This is a genomic window from Chryseobacterium sp. JUb7 (assembly GCF_024806495.1).
Taxonomy (GTDB): Bacteria; Bacteroidota; Bacteroidia; order Flavobacteriales; family Weeksellaceae; genus Chryseobacterium.
This window is the reverse complement of the sequence record NZ_JANUFF010000003.1, coordinates 14,175-29,824: the sequence shown is the minus strand read 5'-3', so window position 1 is coordinate 29,824 and position 15,650 is coordinate 14,175. Positions and strand designations below refer to the sequence as shown.

At 33.7% G+C, this 15,650-nt stretch carries 16 protein-coding genes and 1 pseudogene; 4 read left to right on the top strand and 13 right to left on the bottom strand.

Annotated elements, in window-relative coordinates; translation table 11 throughout:
* Window positions 1-56 precede the first annotated feature (56 nt).
* Complete coding sequence (locus M2373_RS06965; RefSeq protein ID WP_259108966.1) at window positions 57-590, top strand: GNAT family N-acetyltransferase; 534 nt, start codon at window positions 57-59, stop codon at window positions 588-590.
* Here M2373_RS06965 and M2373_RS06960 read toward each other — a convergent pair.
* From M2373_RS06960 to M2373_RS06915, 10 genes are all read right to left on the bottom strand, one after another.
* Entirely contained in the window at window positions 587-1,018 is a 432-nt protein-coding gene (locus M2373_RS06960; protein WP_259108964.1) for a nucleoside deaminase, read from the bottom strand. The two genes, M2373_RS06965 and M2373_RS06960, sit on opposite strands and share 4 nt — an antisense overlap.
* An 8-nt stretch (window positions 1,019-1,026) precedes the next feature.
* The gene (locus M2373_RS06955) at window positions 1,027-1,623 is read right to left on the bottom strand and encodes an energy transducer TonB (protein ID WP_259108962.1); all 597 of its coding nucleotides are present in this window, start codon (window positions 1,621-1,623) and stop codon (window positions 1,027-1,029) included.
* Window positions 1,624-1,704: 81 nt separating this feature from the next.
* Window positions 1,705-2,625: a YafY family protein gene (locus M2373_RS06950; RefSeq protein WP_259108960.1), complete on the bottom strand. Its 921-nt coding sequence runs from the start codon at window positions 2,623-2,625 to the stop codon at window positions 1,705-1,707.
* 152 nt (window positions 2,626-2,777) lie between these two features.
* A complete protein-coding gene (locus M2373_RS06945) occupies window positions 2,778-3,383 on the bottom strand; it encodes a leucine-rich repeat domain-containing protein (protein WP_259108957.1) in 606 nt (201 codons plus the stop codon).
* Window positions 3,384-3,387: 4 nt separating this feature from the next.
* A complete protein-coding gene (locus M2373_RS06940; RefSeq protein ID WP_259108955.1) occupies window positions 3,388-3,996 on the bottom strand; it encodes a leucine-rich repeat domain-containing protein in 609 nt (202 codons plus the stop codon).
* 4 nt (window positions 3,997-4,000) lie between these two features.
* The gene (locus M2373_RS06935; protein ID WP_259108953.1) at window positions 4,001-4,603 is read right to left on the bottom strand and encodes a leucine-rich repeat domain-containing protein; all 603 of its coding nucleotides are present in this window, start codon (window positions 4,601-4,603) and stop codon (window positions 4,001-4,003) included.
* A 182-nt stretch (window positions 4,604-4,785) separates the two neighbouring features.
* Complete coding sequence (locus tag M2373_RS06930; protein ID WP_259108951.1) at window positions 4,786-4,956, bottom strand: hypothetical protein; 171 nt, start codon at window positions 4,954-4,956, stop codon at window positions 4,786-4,788.
* A 219-nt stretch (window positions 4,957-5,175) separates the two neighbouring features.
* Entirely contained in the window at window positions 5,176-6,213 is a 1,038-nt protein-coding gene (locus M2373_RS06925) for a patatin-like phospholipase family protein (protein ID WP_259108949.1), read from the bottom strand.
* Between the two features lie 189 nt (window positions 6,214-6,402).
* Window positions 6,403-6,813, bottom strand: a complete 411-nt coding sequence (locus tag M2373_RS06920; protein ID WP_259108946.1) for a hypothetical protein — start codon at window positions 6,811-6,813, stop codon at window positions 6,403-6,405.
* 17 nt (window positions 6,814-6,830) lie between these two features.
* A complete protein-coding gene (locus M2373_RS06915; protein WP_259108944.1) occupies window positions 6,831-7,331 on the bottom strand; it encodes a M15 family metallopeptidase in 501 nt (166 codons plus the stop codon).
* Window positions 7,332-7,515: 184 nt separating this feature from the next.
* On the opposite strand from M2373_RS06915, the gene M2373_RS06910 reads away from it, so the two are divergent.
* Window positions 7,516-7,848 carry a hypothetical protein gene (locus tag M2373_RS06910; RefSeq protein WP_259108943.1) on the top strand — a complete coding sequence of 111 codons (333 nt, stop codon included), beginning with the start codon at window positions 7,516-7,518 and terminating at the stop codon, window positions 7,846-7,848.
* 941 nt (window positions 7,849-8,789) lie between these two features.
* Here M2373_RS06910 and M2373_RS06905 read toward each other — a convergent pair.
* Entirely contained in the window at window positions 8,790-9,707 is a 918-nt protein-coding gene (locus M2373_RS06905) for a hypothetical protein (RefSeq protein ID WP_259108941.1), read from the bottom strand.
* Between the two features lie 480 nt (window positions 9,708-10,187).
* Between M2373_RS06905 and M2373_RS06900 the strand changes: the two are divergent.
* Window positions 10,188-11,099 (top strand): annotated as a pseudogene (locus M2373_RS06900) (IS3 family transposase); the annotation flags it as partial.
* 776 nt (window positions 11,100-11,875) lie between these two features.
* Here M2373_RS06900 and M2373_RS06895 read toward each other — a convergent pair.
* Window positions 11,876-13,348, bottom strand: a complete 1,473-nt coding sequence (locus tag M2373_RS06895) for a tail fiber domain-containing protein (protein ID WP_259108939.1) — start codon at window positions 13,346-13,348, stop codon at window positions 11,876-11,878.
* Window positions 13,349-14,343: 995 nt separating this feature from the next.
* Here M2373_RS06895 and bla point away from each other — a divergent pair.
* Window positions 14,344-15,243: a class A beta-lactamase gene (gene bla / locus M2373_RS06890; RefSeq protein WP_259108937.1), complete on the top strand. Its 900-nt coding sequence runs from the start codon at window positions 14,344-14,346 to the stop codon at window positions 15,241-15,243.
* Window positions 15,244-15,387: 144 nt separating this feature from the next.
* On the opposite strand, the gene M2373_RS06885 is transcribed toward bla, so the two are convergent.
* Window positions 15,388-15,555 carry a hypothetical protein gene (locus tag M2373_RS06885; RefSeq protein ID WP_259108935.1) on the bottom strand — a complete coding sequence of 56 codons (168 nt, stop codon included), beginning with the start codon at window positions 15,553-15,555 and terminating at the stop codon, window positions 15,388-15,390.
* Window positions 15,556-15,650 lie beyond the last annotated feature (95 nt).

The following is a 15,650-nucleotide window of genomic DNA, read 5'->3' as shown; positions in this document are numbered from 1 at the left end:
AGGCTGAGGTTAGGGATCAGTTTAAAAACCTCAACCTCAATCTCAACCACAAAACCATGACAAAATTCCCTAGAATAGAAACGGAAAGATTGATCCTTTCCGAATTAAAAGAAGAAGATCTGCCTCTTGTAACTCAATATCTTCAGGATAAAGTTTTTTCGGAGCTTACTTCCAATATTCCTTATCCTTACCGCAAAGAAGATGCTGAGTTTTGGTTTAAAATTTCGAGAGAGGCTTTTGATAAAAGAAAAGGCTTTACATTTGCTATTCGGGATAAAAATGAGCAGATGATCGGGGCCATCGGACTTCATGATGAAGGTTCTGATAAAGCTGAAATGGGCTACTGGCTCGCAAAGCCTTTCTGGAACAAGGGATACGTGACTGAAGCTGCAAAATCGGTTGTTGATTTTGGATTCAAAGAATTGGGTTTTAATAAAATTTACGCAACCTACTTCCCTCATAACCCGGCTTCCGGAAAAATAATGCAGAAAATAGGAATGGAGGAGGAGGCTATTTTAAAACAGCATCTGAAGAAAGACGGTAAATACTATGATATTCCGATGTATTCTGTTTTCAGGGATCAAGATTAGCGTTTTGACTTAAAAAAATCTTTTACAATCGTTGAACATTCGTTTTCCATAATTCCCGTAACAATTTCTGTTTTTGGATGTAAGGAGAGGTGTTTATTGATAAATCCTCTGTGCTCATCTCTGGCTCCAATGACTACCTTTGAAATCTGAGACCAGGAAAGTGCTCCGGAACACATCACGCAAGGTTCCATGGTGACATACAGCGTGCAGTTGATCAAATATTTTCCACCCAAAAAATTAGCAGCTGAAGTGATGGCCTGCATTTCGGCATGGGCAGTCACATCATTCAGAGTTTCTGTAAGGTTATGTGCTCTTGCAATCACGCGGTTATTAGAAACCACAATACAACCGATGGGAACCTCATCTTTTTCAAGAGCAATTTCGGCTTCCTGTAAAGCCATTTTCATGTAATATTCGTCTGTAAACATTAATGTTTTTATTCAATAGTCATCGTTAAAGGAAGCTTGAAGCGATATCTTACAGGTCCGCCATTAAAAACAGCAGGGGTAAATTTTTGAGGAACGGAATATAAGGCGATTTCAGCTTGTCTGTTGAAAGTGAAATTATCTCCTGAAGCCTGTACGTTGCTTATGGTTCCGTCTTTTTCCACAATAAATGCAACAAGAGCTTTGGCAGTTTTCATTTCAGAATGTACGCCTTCTGTATAAAAAAGATTAGCGACTTGCTGTCTAAGGGTATTCATGCCGCCGGGATATTCGGCCATCTGACCTGTTGATGATGTAATATCTGGGGAGGTTTCAGGAAGTGTAGCCGTCTTATTCTTAATGCTATTCAGATCTTCCAGGTTTTTAACCTTTAATAAAGCACCTACTAATGCTGTATTTTCGATACTGTCCATTTTTTTCATAAAAAAAACGAAATCTCTTTTTATAGCATCTTTATTCAGAACATTGGTTTCGGCCTCATATTTCTTTCGAAATTCGTTATTGAGCAAAACACGATGCTGGTTGTAATAGTTCTTTACATTCTTAAATTCTTCTGTCTGCTGTGAAAAACAGAAAAAAGGGGTCAAACAAAAAAAGTAAAGAAATAGAGATTTCACGACATGTTATTTATGTAAATGTAATAAAAAAAACTGAAATTTTCGGAACAATTAGTTTTCAAAATATTTGTTCAGAGATTCCTGCAGGTGATTGCGGATATCATCAACTAAACCTTTCGGTTCTAAAACCTGCACCTCCTTTCCGTACGAAAGAATCTCCTGCATAAAATCGTAAGTAGGATGTAAGAAAAACTCGAAAAAGGTCTCTGTGAGGGTTTCTTTGGTTTCCTTTTGAGATTGGTGAAGCGGGAAGCTTTTAATATATTCACCCTGATGCTTGCTGCACTTGATAACGATCTGCTGAGGTTTCTGTTCGGCAAGATTCATAACCCCAAAAGCGTTTTTAAAATGTTCTCTCAGGTTGTATTTGTATTTTTCTCGAAATTTATTTTTATCTACATCCAGATAATTGATCCTGTCGAGTCCGAAAGATTTCAACATCTGATCTTTGGTGTCGATGGCAATAAGATACCACCGGCCTTTTGATTCTTTTAAAGCTAACGGATGAACTTTTCTCGAAGTCATCAGTTTATTTTTATAATTGTAATGCTCGAAACTTACAATTCTTTTATTACGGATGGCAAAGAAAAGGTCGTAGAAATGATCTACACCTGTAGGTTTTCGGTTTTCAAAAAAGATGAAATTTGAGAAATCCGGATGAAGATTCAGAGCATTACTTACCTGAAAAGATTCCAATAATTTTTGATTGTATTCATCTACTTCCATAATGGGGCGGCTCTCAATATAATACCGGTTGTCACCCTTTTTTTTGTTGTGAATAGAAAGGTTAAAAAGATCAGAAATCTCACGAATATCTCTCTGCAGTGTGCGGATAGAGTAGCTCTTGATCCCTGCATCCTGAAATTCGAAAGAGTTGAGAAGATAGTCCTCCAGCTGCGAATAGGTAGCCGGAGAACTTTCTAATCTTTTTATAATTAAGGCATATCTTGTCAGATAAAAATCTTTTTTCATTCGGATATATTTATGATGTAGCTTTGCTACGTTTCATGGTAAAAGTTTCTATTACAAATATATGAGCTTAATGCGACAAAAAGTGTCGTGTTTTATTTTTTAACTAAAACTTTTAATTATATCCTTTTATAAAAGTTGTTGATTTCTATCTCTTATCTATAAGTAATTATTGATGCCGGAATACCTGAGTTACTTAAATCTAGTCCTGCAGGGGCAGAAACTGATTGAAGATGTGACAGGAGAAATGCGTTTTCTCCTACAAATGTCACGCTGTTAGGGATATATAAGGTCGAGATTGAATTTATAACCGTTCTAAATGCATCTTTTCCAATGTATTCTAATCCTTCATTTAATATGATTTCTTCGAAAAACAAATAACTGAATGCTCCTTCTTCAATTCTTTTCAGCGTTGAAGGCGTCTTAATCTTGCCTGCCATTTGTCCAAAAAAAGCATAAGTTCCTATTTCTTCCAGTCCCTCACTAAATTTAATCTCAAGAATATAACGGGAATTTTGTTGATACACAAAAGCTTGATCATTTATCTTTCTGATATTGGAAGGAATGGTAATGGACAATCCATAGCCATACATCACATCACCTGATATATATGGAATTACTTTTTCAATTAAGTTAACAGAATCTTGTGGAATTAAGTCTTCCGCCTGATGCCAATAGGAATCCAGCCATTCCTCAAATTCTTGTTGAGTAGGTTTTTTATTAGCTTTAAAATATTGTTTTAGTTTCTCTCTTGTTGTCATGATTTTATCGATAAGTTATTACTGCAGAAGACGGAATACCTGAGATGCTTAAATTCAATCCTGACGGAGCAGAAACTGTTTGGAGAGAGGGAAGCCTTAGTGCATCCTGACCAACAAATGTTACTGTACTTGGGATGTATAAATTTTTAATTGGAGATATGAAGGTACCGAATGCATCATTTCCAATATATTCTAATCCTTCATTTAAAGTTATCTCTTCAAAAAGGAAATAAGAGAACGCTCCTTCTCCAATTTTTTTCAGGGTTGATGGTGTTTTTACTCTGGTTGCAAACTGCCCATTAAAAGCGCGAATCCCAATTTCTTCTAATCCTTCATTCAATTTAATTTCCAGAACATAGCGGCCATTGTTTTTATTCATAAATGCTTCATCAGCAATTTTTTTAACATTTGGTGGAAATGTGATGGATAATCCAGTGCTATGAAGTACACCATCTAAAATCCAGGGTATAGTTTTTTCTATTAAATTAACAGAATCTTGTGGGATTAAGTCTTCCTCCTGATGCCAATAGGAATCCAGCCATTCCCAAAATTCTTGTTGAGTCGGTTTTTTATTGGCTTTAAAATATTGTTTTAGTTGATTTCTTGTTGTCATGATTTTATCGATAGATTATTTTTGATGCCGGAATACCTGAAATACTTAAATCTAATCCTGCAGGGGCAGAAACTGTCTCAAGGGAAGAAATTTTGAAAGCATCTTCTCCTACATAGGTTACAGTGCTAGGGATGTATAAACTTTTAATTGACGATACGAAAGTGGCAAAGGCAACTTTTCCAATGTATTCCAATCCTTCATTTAAAGTTATCTCTTCAAAAAGATAGAAAGTGAACGCTCCTTCGCCAATTTTTTTCAGGGTTGATGGTGTTTTTACCTTAGTTACGGGTTGGCCATTAAAAGAACGGATTCCAATTTCTTCCACTCCTTCTTTAAATTTGATTTCACTGATATAACGACCAGTACCTTTGTTCATAAATGCTTCATCTGCAACTTTTTTCACATTGGATGGAATTGTGATTGATAACGAATTACTATAAAGTACACCGTCCATGATCCATGGTACGGCTTTTTCTATTAAATCAACAGAATCCTGAGGAATTAAGTCCTCCATATGCCAGTAAGAATCCAGCCACTCTTCAAACTCTTGCTGGGTAGGTTTATCTCCGGCTTCAAAATATTTTTTTAGTTTTTCTCTAGTTGTCATAATATATTTTTGTTATTAGTAGTTTTAATAAAATTGATTGGTTTATCTTTAATTTAAACACAGTTCTGGCTGTTCAACATCGTGTGAATGGTGAGTTCAAAGGTTGTGAGACATAAAAAAGGATTATTGGTTTTTGAGGATATGCTGAACAGCACAGAACGGATTGTGTTTAAAAATTGTATTTAATAAATATCTTCTTCAAGAATATCACTCTCAAAATCTTGTCGGAAGAAATTTTCAATATCATTGAGATAGTTTTCATAGTCTATCTCTGCATTTTCGATGTCGCTCCACTCAATAGTGTAGAGCTCTTCATCGAAAAGTATATCTGATTTGTGATTTGGTGTTTCCATGTTTGGTGTTTTAAAAGTTGAACATATTTCGGGCTGTCCAGCATTTATAAATGTTGAATTCAATAGAGTTTAAAAGTTTTTAATGGTCTGTTTTTGTGTCTTTGTTTCTATTTCAAAGATAGAAGCGGAGAACGTCAAAACTTGACGTGTTTAGAAAAGATTTTTAAATTTAAAATATTAGCTAAATTGCTTATATGATCCAGTTATAAGTTAAATTGCTTATATTTTGTTTTTAATGAGTTTTTGTACAATTTGGTTAAGAGTATCTCTGTTGTCATCAATATAACTTAATCCGGCCTGAATCAGATTCTCAATATTTGATCTTCTTACGTTATCCATCGCAGGAGAAGCGTTTTTCAACGAAGGATTTAGTCGATAGTAATTTTTCTGATTTCGCAGACCTAGTGTCTGAAACATTTGACAAAGCTGATAATCAACTGTTTCTGCATTGGCAGACATTAAAATATCAATGATAGGATTTACCCATCCCAATTTTCCGGATTTTTCCATTTTTTTAAATGAATAGCTCCTGGACTCAATACCGGTACCGATAGAAATGATAATCATATCATTAACAGTAGGATGATTCGCTTTCTGATGATTTTTCAAAACTTCCGCAAAAGAGGTTTTTCGGGCTTCGGCGTAAGCACAAAGTGCCGGATTATTCGCAAACATTCCTCCGTCTATTAAGCTGAAAATCTGTCCGTACATCGATTTTATCTGAACCGGACTGAAATACGTCGGAGCCGCTGAGGTTGCTCTGCAGACATCTTTTACATAAAAATTGTCTGTGCTCAAATTGGCTTTCCATGAGTTGAAAAGTTTTGCTCTTCTGTTTTCTATATCATAACTTGTTATTAAGCAGGGTTTTATTAATTCTTTTAATTCTAAATTTCCAAAAAAGTCATTTAAATTTTTTTCAAGGGCTTCTTGAGAAATTTTTTCATTCAACAATCCAAAAGGATTTACTAATCTCTCCCAAAAAGATACCTGAAATATGTCACCACCTTTTTCGGCATATAACTCTAATCCTTTTTGGATAGAGTATTTTGCTTTTCGGTGTTCATCCGGGCAGAGAATAATAGACGCAATAAGTCCTCCTGTGCTGCTTCCGGCTACCAGATCAAAATAATCACCAAGTTTAGCGCTTGGTTTATCATGAATCTGCAATTGCTCTTCTATGTAGCGTAGAATAATACAGGTAATAATCCCTCTTATTCCGCCACCGTCTAAAGAAAGAATAGTTGTTTTTTTCATGTTATTTTTTTGCTTTTTTTAGAGAAAGACTTGGCAACTTTAGACAAGTAAAACCAATAGTGTTATGAATTTTACTATTGGTTTTAGCTTTCTATTGATATTGCTTTTGGTGCTTTCTGATATACAAAGATAGGAGTGGGAAGCGACAGAACTTGTCGTATTAAAAATAAATTTCTCTTTTTAGAGAATTTATTTCATTATTTTTTCTAAGTTTTTGACTCTGAATGATGTTGCCATCAAATTTTCAATTAATTGTCGGATTTCGATAATCTGTAACGAAGTTAATGAAGGATTTAATTGTATAATATCATTTTTTATAATGAAAATTAAGCTTAGTTCCTCTGAATCTTCTATAACATTTTTGTAATCAGTTATTTCGTAATCCTGCATATAATATTGATTACAGCTAAAGATACAAGGTACGTCTGTACTATTTTCTTTGAATAAAGTCTTCTGCCATAATAGTAAATCTGAAATAATGAAATGAAGCTTCCATAAGTTTTTTTTATTTTTCTTATGAGCTAAGAAATCAGGAAGATCATCATAATCGTTGCTGTAGAAAATTAATTTTTTAATAATTTCTTCTAAATCATTTTGCATAAAAATATTTCGCAGGCTTATAGGATGACGTATCCATCTTTGTCCCTGCCCATTTTTAACAATGTCCTCCAACTGGTTTTTACCAACCCCTTTTTGGTCGTAATGGCTTTCTTTTCAAAGTGAGGCAGATCTTTAAAGGTTTTCCAGTTCCCCCCCCAGTCCCAGCCATGTTTTGCGAAAATTTTTACACATTCATACCAATCGGCAACGCCATCATTGTCCCAGTCTTTGGCAGTATCCCAACTTGCGACTTTTCCGTCAATCATTAAACATATATCTACTGCAAGACCGTAGTTATGAATGCTTTGTCCGGCTTTGGCATTCGTTACTTTTTTTCCTGTGGTAAGCCTTCCGATCGCGTAGAGTTTTTCCTGTTCTTCAAAACTCCTTAAACCTTGGGTAATTCTTATTTTTGCTCTTCCGGTCAATGCACCATCACATTCTTTAATAATTTGCTTCACTTCCTCTCTTACGACGGGGTGAAGTTTTTCGATTCTTTGTAAGCTGACTTTGTCCATAATTATAAGTTTGTATGTTTTTGAAAAGCAAAATTATACCAAGTTGGCGTCAAAACTCGACGTGTTTTGAATAAAATCAACCTATTGTAATTATTTGATTAATATAATGTTAAAGTTTTTTAGAAACATAAATTTCTATTTTAAAAGTTATAATTTTGTCCTATAAAATGTCCGTGATCAGATTATGTATGCGCTGGTAGATTGCAATAATTTTTTTGTTTCGTGTGAAAGGACTTTGGATCCTTCGCTTGAAAACAAACCCGTTGTGGTGCTCTCCAACAACGATGGCTGTGTTGTGTCCCGAAGCAAAGAAGCAAAAGATCTCGGCATTCCGATGGCTGCACCTGCTTTTAAGTACAAAGAGTTGTTCAAACAACATGACGTGAAAAGTTTTTCTGCAAAATTTGAATTATATAATTTTAAAAGCCAGCAGGTTATCCGTATTGCCAGTTCGTATGTATTGGAATTTGAAACCTACAGTATTGATTATCCAAAGTTAATTTTAATCGAAAGCTAAAATGAAAAAGTTACTTGAGAATGTGATATTACCTATAACTTTCGATAATTATATTTAAATAAAAACAAAATTTAGTAGTCATCATTGTTATAAGTTGATATTTTTAAATATTTAAAAATGTTAATAGAAGTTGTTCGCAGCCATATTATTTTCACCTATGATTTTAGTTTAAACACTCTTCTGTCTCTAATAGATTATAAGATTTATTTATTCTTGATTTGTGAAAGAGTCTTTGAATTGACATAAACATTTTTGCTTGATGATAATCATTGGTTTGTTCTAAGATCTTATTTCTAAATTTCATTTCATTTTCAAAATATTCAATGATAAGTTTTTTAGCTTCTAGAGGTAGATCAGCCTGTATTGGAAAATATAAATTACCGTCAAGTCTAACAAAAACAAGATTTGCTTTGGAAACATAATCGTCTGGAACATATTGAATCGAAACATTTATTTCGTGTTCTCCTTTTGTCCAATCAATCCCATAGTTACGTATTGTTTGGACTTGACAATCATCAATAATACTCCATTATGATCAGAGAGTCCATCCATAATAGGTTTTAGTATATTATTCGGTGAAGTAGAAGGATTAGAGTGTAACAAAATATAGAACTTGTGGAAGAATTACCAAATATTGTTAGACCTATTGCTATTTATTATTACAGAAATACGGTCGGTTTCATGTAATTTCTTTGAAAATTACTTTACAACTCTTTTTATTTCTTTTTCAGTATATTTTCGTTGTTGAACAGAGAAACATCTCGAAAGATAAAAGCGATAAGACCGATCTTACTATTATAAATCAGACAATACTGAGAGTTGGAAAAATAATTAAACATTGCAATTTATTGATACAGAAAAGGCTGCCCCTTGGGGTAGCCTTTTCACTTGTAAGAGAACTTATAAATGGTAATAAATTTAAATTTTTATATAGAAAAACATTAAAATATTCTATTTACCTCCATTCTGGAACTATTTCTATCAACTGTGAGGTCAGAAAGGTTTGCAACCATATTTGGTGTCCCGTAAGTTAGAAATTGAAGAGCAATCTTCTCTCCTGCTTTTAGCCAAACTCCTGCATTACAGGCTAATGTTAAATTATTAACAGCCGAGGGAGACTTAACTCCTCTAATAATAGGAAGTGTAGTTGTCGATATACGGCCTCCATCTATCGTAATAGCGCCATAAGCAATTCCTTGAGTTCCATCAAAAGTTCCGGATCCTGCAGATGGTAGATTATATGTAATCACCCCATAAATTAAATAGAAACCATCTGATGGAACTGTAAATTCACCTGTTGATGCATTGTAAGAATTTAGTGGATTATAGGCAGGATTTAGGATAAGGGTTGTCCAAGTATTATTAGTCCAACTGGTCTGTGCATTAAGTGCTGTGCCTCCTGTTACTCTTAGAACTCTATTTCCACTATCTGTTGTGGAGAAGCTACTACCTGAGGCTGTTCTTAGAATCCCGTTGGTATCCGTAACTACCAATCTATCCGTCGATCCAGTTGTACTTGCCGCTATACTACGCACTCGCACATTACCATTTACCACATCTATACTTTGTGTAGGTGTTATTGTACCAATACCTATGGCCGCATTTCCAGATATATTAGTAAATGCTACATCGTCCGTCTGTTGAGCTGCTGAAGGATCAGTTGCTGTGGGATTATTTTTCGATGAATCAACGTGAAAAGACGTTTTTGGATTAGGAGTTCCAACTCCAACTTGTGCATTTAAAAACCCTACCATGATGATGGACATAAATTGTAATTTTTTCATTTTGAATGTGTTAATATTTATATACAAAAGTACTAAAATTTTAATATAAAATTGTTTTTCTAAAAAAAAGTACATTTTATTAGTTTATATTTAAAAAAAATATGTTAAAAATATTAATTAAGTTGTTTTTTTTTCTATAATATATAACATTTAGAGAATTTATAATTAAGTAAAAATGACGAGCTACTATCACAATATTTAATATTATGTGCTTTAAATTGTCATAATCAAAAGGTGGAGTTGCTAACTTTGTTAGGACACAATTCTTATACTCTTTAACTTTAAGAGTATGAAAAAGATCAGAAAAAATTACAGTTTAGAGTTTAAAATCTAAGCAGTATCTTTAAGTTAACAGCGAGGCAATGTCTCTTTGGTGGCTCAAGAATTGGGGATTTGCAAAGAAAGTCTAGTCAATTGGAGAAAGCTAAAGCTTCACAAAGAAGGTAGGCTTACCAAGGAAAAACAAATTTCCTCCGATCCCATAAGAGAAGAGTTACTAAGGCTTCGCAAGGAACATGAAGAAACAAAGCTTGAGCGTGACATCTTAAAAAAGGCGGTAGGCATCTTCTCCAAGAGAGACGGGTAAGATATAAATTTATCAAAGAACACGCTAGTGTGTTTCCTGTCGGGAAGATGTATGAGGTATTAAAGGTAAGCAGGAGCAGTTTCTATCATTGGAAGAAAAGAAAACCTACTATGAGATCAGAAAGAAGAGCTGTTTTATCTGCGGAGATCTTCAGTATCTATCATTGGAGCCGTGGCAGATATGGAAGCCCCCGGATTGTAAGGGAACTTGAATCAAAAGGAATAAGAGCTTCTCGCCCTTTTGTTGCCAAACTGATGAGAGAGGGTGACCTGAGAAGTATTGTAAAGAAAAAATTTAAGAAGACTACCAATTCATCTCATCGATACCCTGTTGCCAGAAATTATTTAAATCAGAATTTTCGGGTTAAAAACAGCAGAGAAGTATGGGTTTCTGATATTACCTATATCCGTACAGGTCAGGGCTGGTTATATCTCACTACAGTTATTGACTTATTTGACAGAAAGATTATAGGGTGGTCGTTAAGTGAGACGATGAAAGCTCAGGACACCAGTATTGCTGCCTTGAAAATGGCACGACTTCACCGTCCTTTACAGGATCATGATAGTTTAATTTTTCATTCGGACAGAGGGATACAGTATGCCTGCACAGAATTTACGTCAATAGTCGGAAAAAACATTACTCGAAGTATGAGCGGAAAAGGAAATTGCTATGATAATGCAGTAGCGGAGAGTTTTTTCAAGACCTTAAAAACGGAACTTATTTATCAAAATAAATATGAAACTAGAGACCATGCCAAAAACTCTGTGTTTGAATATATAGAAACATTTTACAACACCCAAAGAAGGCATTCAGCTTTAGGAAATTTAACCATACGAGAGTATCAAAATTTAATGTCTAATCAATCTAAAAATGTAGCTTAAAGAAAAGTATATAAATTTTGTCTCAAAAATAGTTGCAAGGTCAAATTATACTATAAAATTTTTCGACACATGATTGTTTTAGGAATATGATGCAAAATCGAAAACTTTTCTGATTGATCATATCTATTAAAATCACTATATTATATGTTGATCCCTTAAATTAGTAATAGCCAATTTGGTAAAAATACAGTCAGTGAATCACAAAGAGAATAATATATAGATTAACCTGTTGTGCACTTAGGCTAAGTGATTAGATCATAATCATGCATATATACTTGAAATAACCTTTTTTATGTTTTAATTCAACTTATAAATGAATAGTCGTTACCCGTAATAATGTTAGTCTTTAAACTTTTATACAATATTGAGTAACGATTTAGAAGAAATTTTGAATTTTCACTTTTTTTGAGATAAATTTATATATATCCGTAATTGGCAACAATACAAATAACACACTGTTAAACAGTTAGTTATTTGTATTGTTTTAAAGATATTGCCTCTGGAATTAAACGAAAATATTTTTAATTCTATGTAGATGAGTTTATTTTACATACTAAATCAAACATATTCTGGTAATAGAACCTTCAAAAGGCCTTTAATAGCAGGTATTACAAGAATATGCGTGAAAACGGATATACATATAAATTTTAATGTATTTCAGACTGATTTTCTTTTTTTTTTACAAAATAAAGGCTCAGATTACAAAAATCAAAGTCCTTATTTTTTTATTCACATCCTCATTTGAGGGAGTATTGAAATTATTTTACATTAATTTATTATTTCTTCAATAATTTTTGCATTTCTTTTACTTGCAATTTCAGATCTTCAATTTCCTTTTGTTGCTCTCTTACGGCATTCACCAATATTTTAGTCAATGCACTTTCGTCTAGCTCTCTTTTGTCTTTCAACCCACTTTTTGCAGAATCGTCTATAATATTTACCATATATGGTGCTGCTTTTTCTACTTCCTGAGCAATGAAACCAACATATTGTTTATCTAGATCTTTATATCCGGACTTTTCATTGTATTTATAGGTAACAGGTCTTAGTTGTGTAATAACATTTAATCCGTCTCTAAACTCTACAATCTCTTTTTTAACTCTTTTATCAGAGAACGTTCCCCAGCTTCCTCCTCCGGGTTTATCTGCTGATCCGTTGACTGAAAGAGTAGATGTAGGAGCTACAGTATTTATACCGACATTTCCGCTAGTGGTAATCCTCATTCTAAAAAGATCATTTGTCATAAGATCTAGTGGATGATTGGAATTAGTACCTAACCAACCAGAAAGTCCGGCTCCCGCATTGTTTCCAATTCCAATGTAAGATCTTACTCTTACCGCTCCGTCGGTATGCTGAAATCCATATTGTTGAGTTGGTGTTTGTACATCCAATTTGGTTTGAGGGCTAGCTGTTGCTATTCCTACATTTCCAGTATCAGTAATAATCATTGCTTGAACATTGGTGGTTGTTCCGCTAGGTACAGTCCAGAAACTTAAATTAGAACCTTGTGCAGTTGCTGTGTAATTTTCTGTAGCGGAAGATACTACCATACTATTACCATTAATAGCATTAGTAGTATATCCAGTCCCTGAGTTTCCATTAAATGTAATAGCCCCTAGATAATAGCCTGATTGTACTGCTGCGTTTGATCCAATAGCTGTTGCTCCATTTCGTCTTAAGGCAAGATAAGCAGGGCTACCCGTACCTGTAGCAAATCTCTCATTAATAAGTGCATTTGATCCTGTACTTACGATATGAAGAGGTCCGTCCGGAGAATTCGTGCCAATACCCACCCTATGATTGGTAGCATCTACAGATAGTGAAGTTCCGTCTACCGAAAAAGCATTAACAGCTGTTCCCGTAAAAGCTAAAGTATTTGCCCCTTGAGTTACTGTTCTGTTTCCTGTTAAAGTACCGTCTGAATTGTAAATATTCACAGGCATTTTAATCCACGTTGTGCCATTATAAAAATAGTAGCCTACAGCATCTATATTGGTGGCTATACCTGTTGCTGCTCCTGTCGCAATACTATTTACATAGATAATTGTAGAAGTCGGAATTGTTGTCATGCTTTGCGCTCTTTGTCGGTCTACGCGAGGAACTAAAAGGCCGTCAACATTATCTGTGGTACCCGTCGCATTTTTAGCTGTTATATCTAACGTGGAGGAAGGTGTGTTGGTGTTAACCCCTACTTGAGCGAAGGAGTAAGCACCCAATAATAAAAGGGAAGATAAGATTACTTTTTTCATTGTAATATCGTTTTAAGTTTAATAATTTTATAAAGTGTGTGACTTATTATATACAATTTTAGTAAATAATAATCTCCATTATCAAGATTAACTTTAGGCATATTCCACTTTTTATACATCAACAATAAAGAATAGTACACTAGTTTTTTTGAATCTGTTTTTATATACTCTGGAAATTAATATCTACTTGATTATTAAGAGATATTCTATTGAAAATAGTGGAGGAAGTTTGATATTTTTCATAGGTAATTATTTGTATTGTAAATATAGAAAAAAATCTATTACGAGCATAAAAATTAGAAAAAGATTATTGAGTATGATTACAGTAAAAAATGGCAATTTCGTTATATCTGCATGGATAATTTTGATCTTGAATTTAGTAATTCCTCTTGGAAAAAATTAAATCAATGTCCATTCGATCCATATACTAATTAATGGAAAGGTGAACAAAAATCTCACAAAACGATAAAAAAAAATAATATTCTAATATCAATTTTATAAAAGCTATAATGAATTTAAATCTAATTACGTTTATTTCAGAATATAACCGACTAAAAATGATTGTAAATACATTTTTTCAATGGCTAATAAGTTATTAATAATAAATAGTTTAATTATTTTTGATTAATAAACTGATTTTGACAAAAAATTGATGTTATTTTGTACTAAGTAAAAATTAACAATGGGTATGAACGATGTATTATTAGTAATTATTGCGGGTTTACTAGGTTTGTAAAAATGAGAATTTTCTTACTATTACATCATAAACCTTGATCTTATTTTAAGATCAATTGCTGCGCATTGTATCAAAAAATGTTCATGACTTAAGTTGCTTATGTTTAAGTAGGGAAAGTGATTAGATGTTGTCAATGAATGGATTAGATGATTTACAATTACCGATTGACTAACGTTCTTTTTTATGGTTTTTTAACATTTATACGTTGTTCAAAGTATCATATTTTTTATATTTTTATGACATGATTAAATTCCAAAATATGAAGTACATTATCGTAGCGTTAATACTTATCCCGCAAGTTATGTTCGGTCAAGAAAACAAATCTCTCGTGCAGTTACAGGAAAAGATCAACCACATTATCGATACTGCAGGAGGGAAAATTGGCGTGGGTGTTATGGGAATGGATTTTAAAACCGGTTTTGTGATTAACGGGAACCATGAGTACCCGATGATGAGCGTGTTTAAATTTCCGATTGCCTTTGCGGTATTGGACAAGGTGGATAAAGGTGAACTTAAGCTCAACCAAAAATTTCATATGCCTAAAGAATCCCTGGATATCAATACCTATAGTCCGATGATCAAAGATTTTCCGAATCAGGATCTGGACGTGACCTTAGCCGATCTGCTTATGTATATGGTTACAAAGAGTGATAACAATGCCTGTGATTTTCTGATCACAAAGGTTGCTGGTGGCCCGGCCGCTATAAATAAATATCTTCACCGTGCTGGTGTAAAAGATATTGCTATCGCGTATACAGAAGGTGCAATGGAAAAAGACAAGTCATTGCAGTACAAAAACTGGCTTAAGCCTGGCGGCTCGTTGCAATTATTACAGTTGCTATTTGACCAGAAATTGCTTTCTAAATCAAACAATGATTTTCTGTTTCAGATCATGCGCGAGTTACCGGATGGGAGTAAAAGGATAACGGTGCAATTGCCAGCAGAAACTGAATTATTTCATAAAACTGGCTATTCGGGAATGAATAAACAAGGGATGATGGCCGCTTTTAATGATATGGGGATCGTTACTTTACCTAATGGTAAACATCTCGCTATTTCCGTCTTTCTTTCTGATTTTCAAGGGCCGCTAGACCGTGGGATCAATGTAATTGCAGCAATTTCTAAAGAGATTTGGGATTTTTATGCTATAGCGAAGTAATCAAATTACTACGTCTTGAATTTATTTTTTTAGCATGACTCCCAAAAAGTGGTACTATTTAAATCTATATTTAAATTAATGAGCTCAACCTTCCTTATTTTGGATTTTATTTTTGATTAAAAAAATCAGTTATTAAATAGCTCACTATTTAATAGGAATACCAGCCTTGCTATTATAAGAATAATATGCTATTCCTTTATTGATTACTTGCTGTAGATACTTGATTTTTTCAGCTTCAAGGAGGTCTAAGTAGTTTTTTTTTTCGTGGGCTTCCGCATGGTTGGTCCAGTAGTACGGGTACCACTGTTGCACTGAAAAGTATTGGTTAAACCAGCGCTGATATAAATGGATTTAAGAGATTTAATCCCGATATTGATGTTGACAATTTTAAATATGTTGAAGTTTTA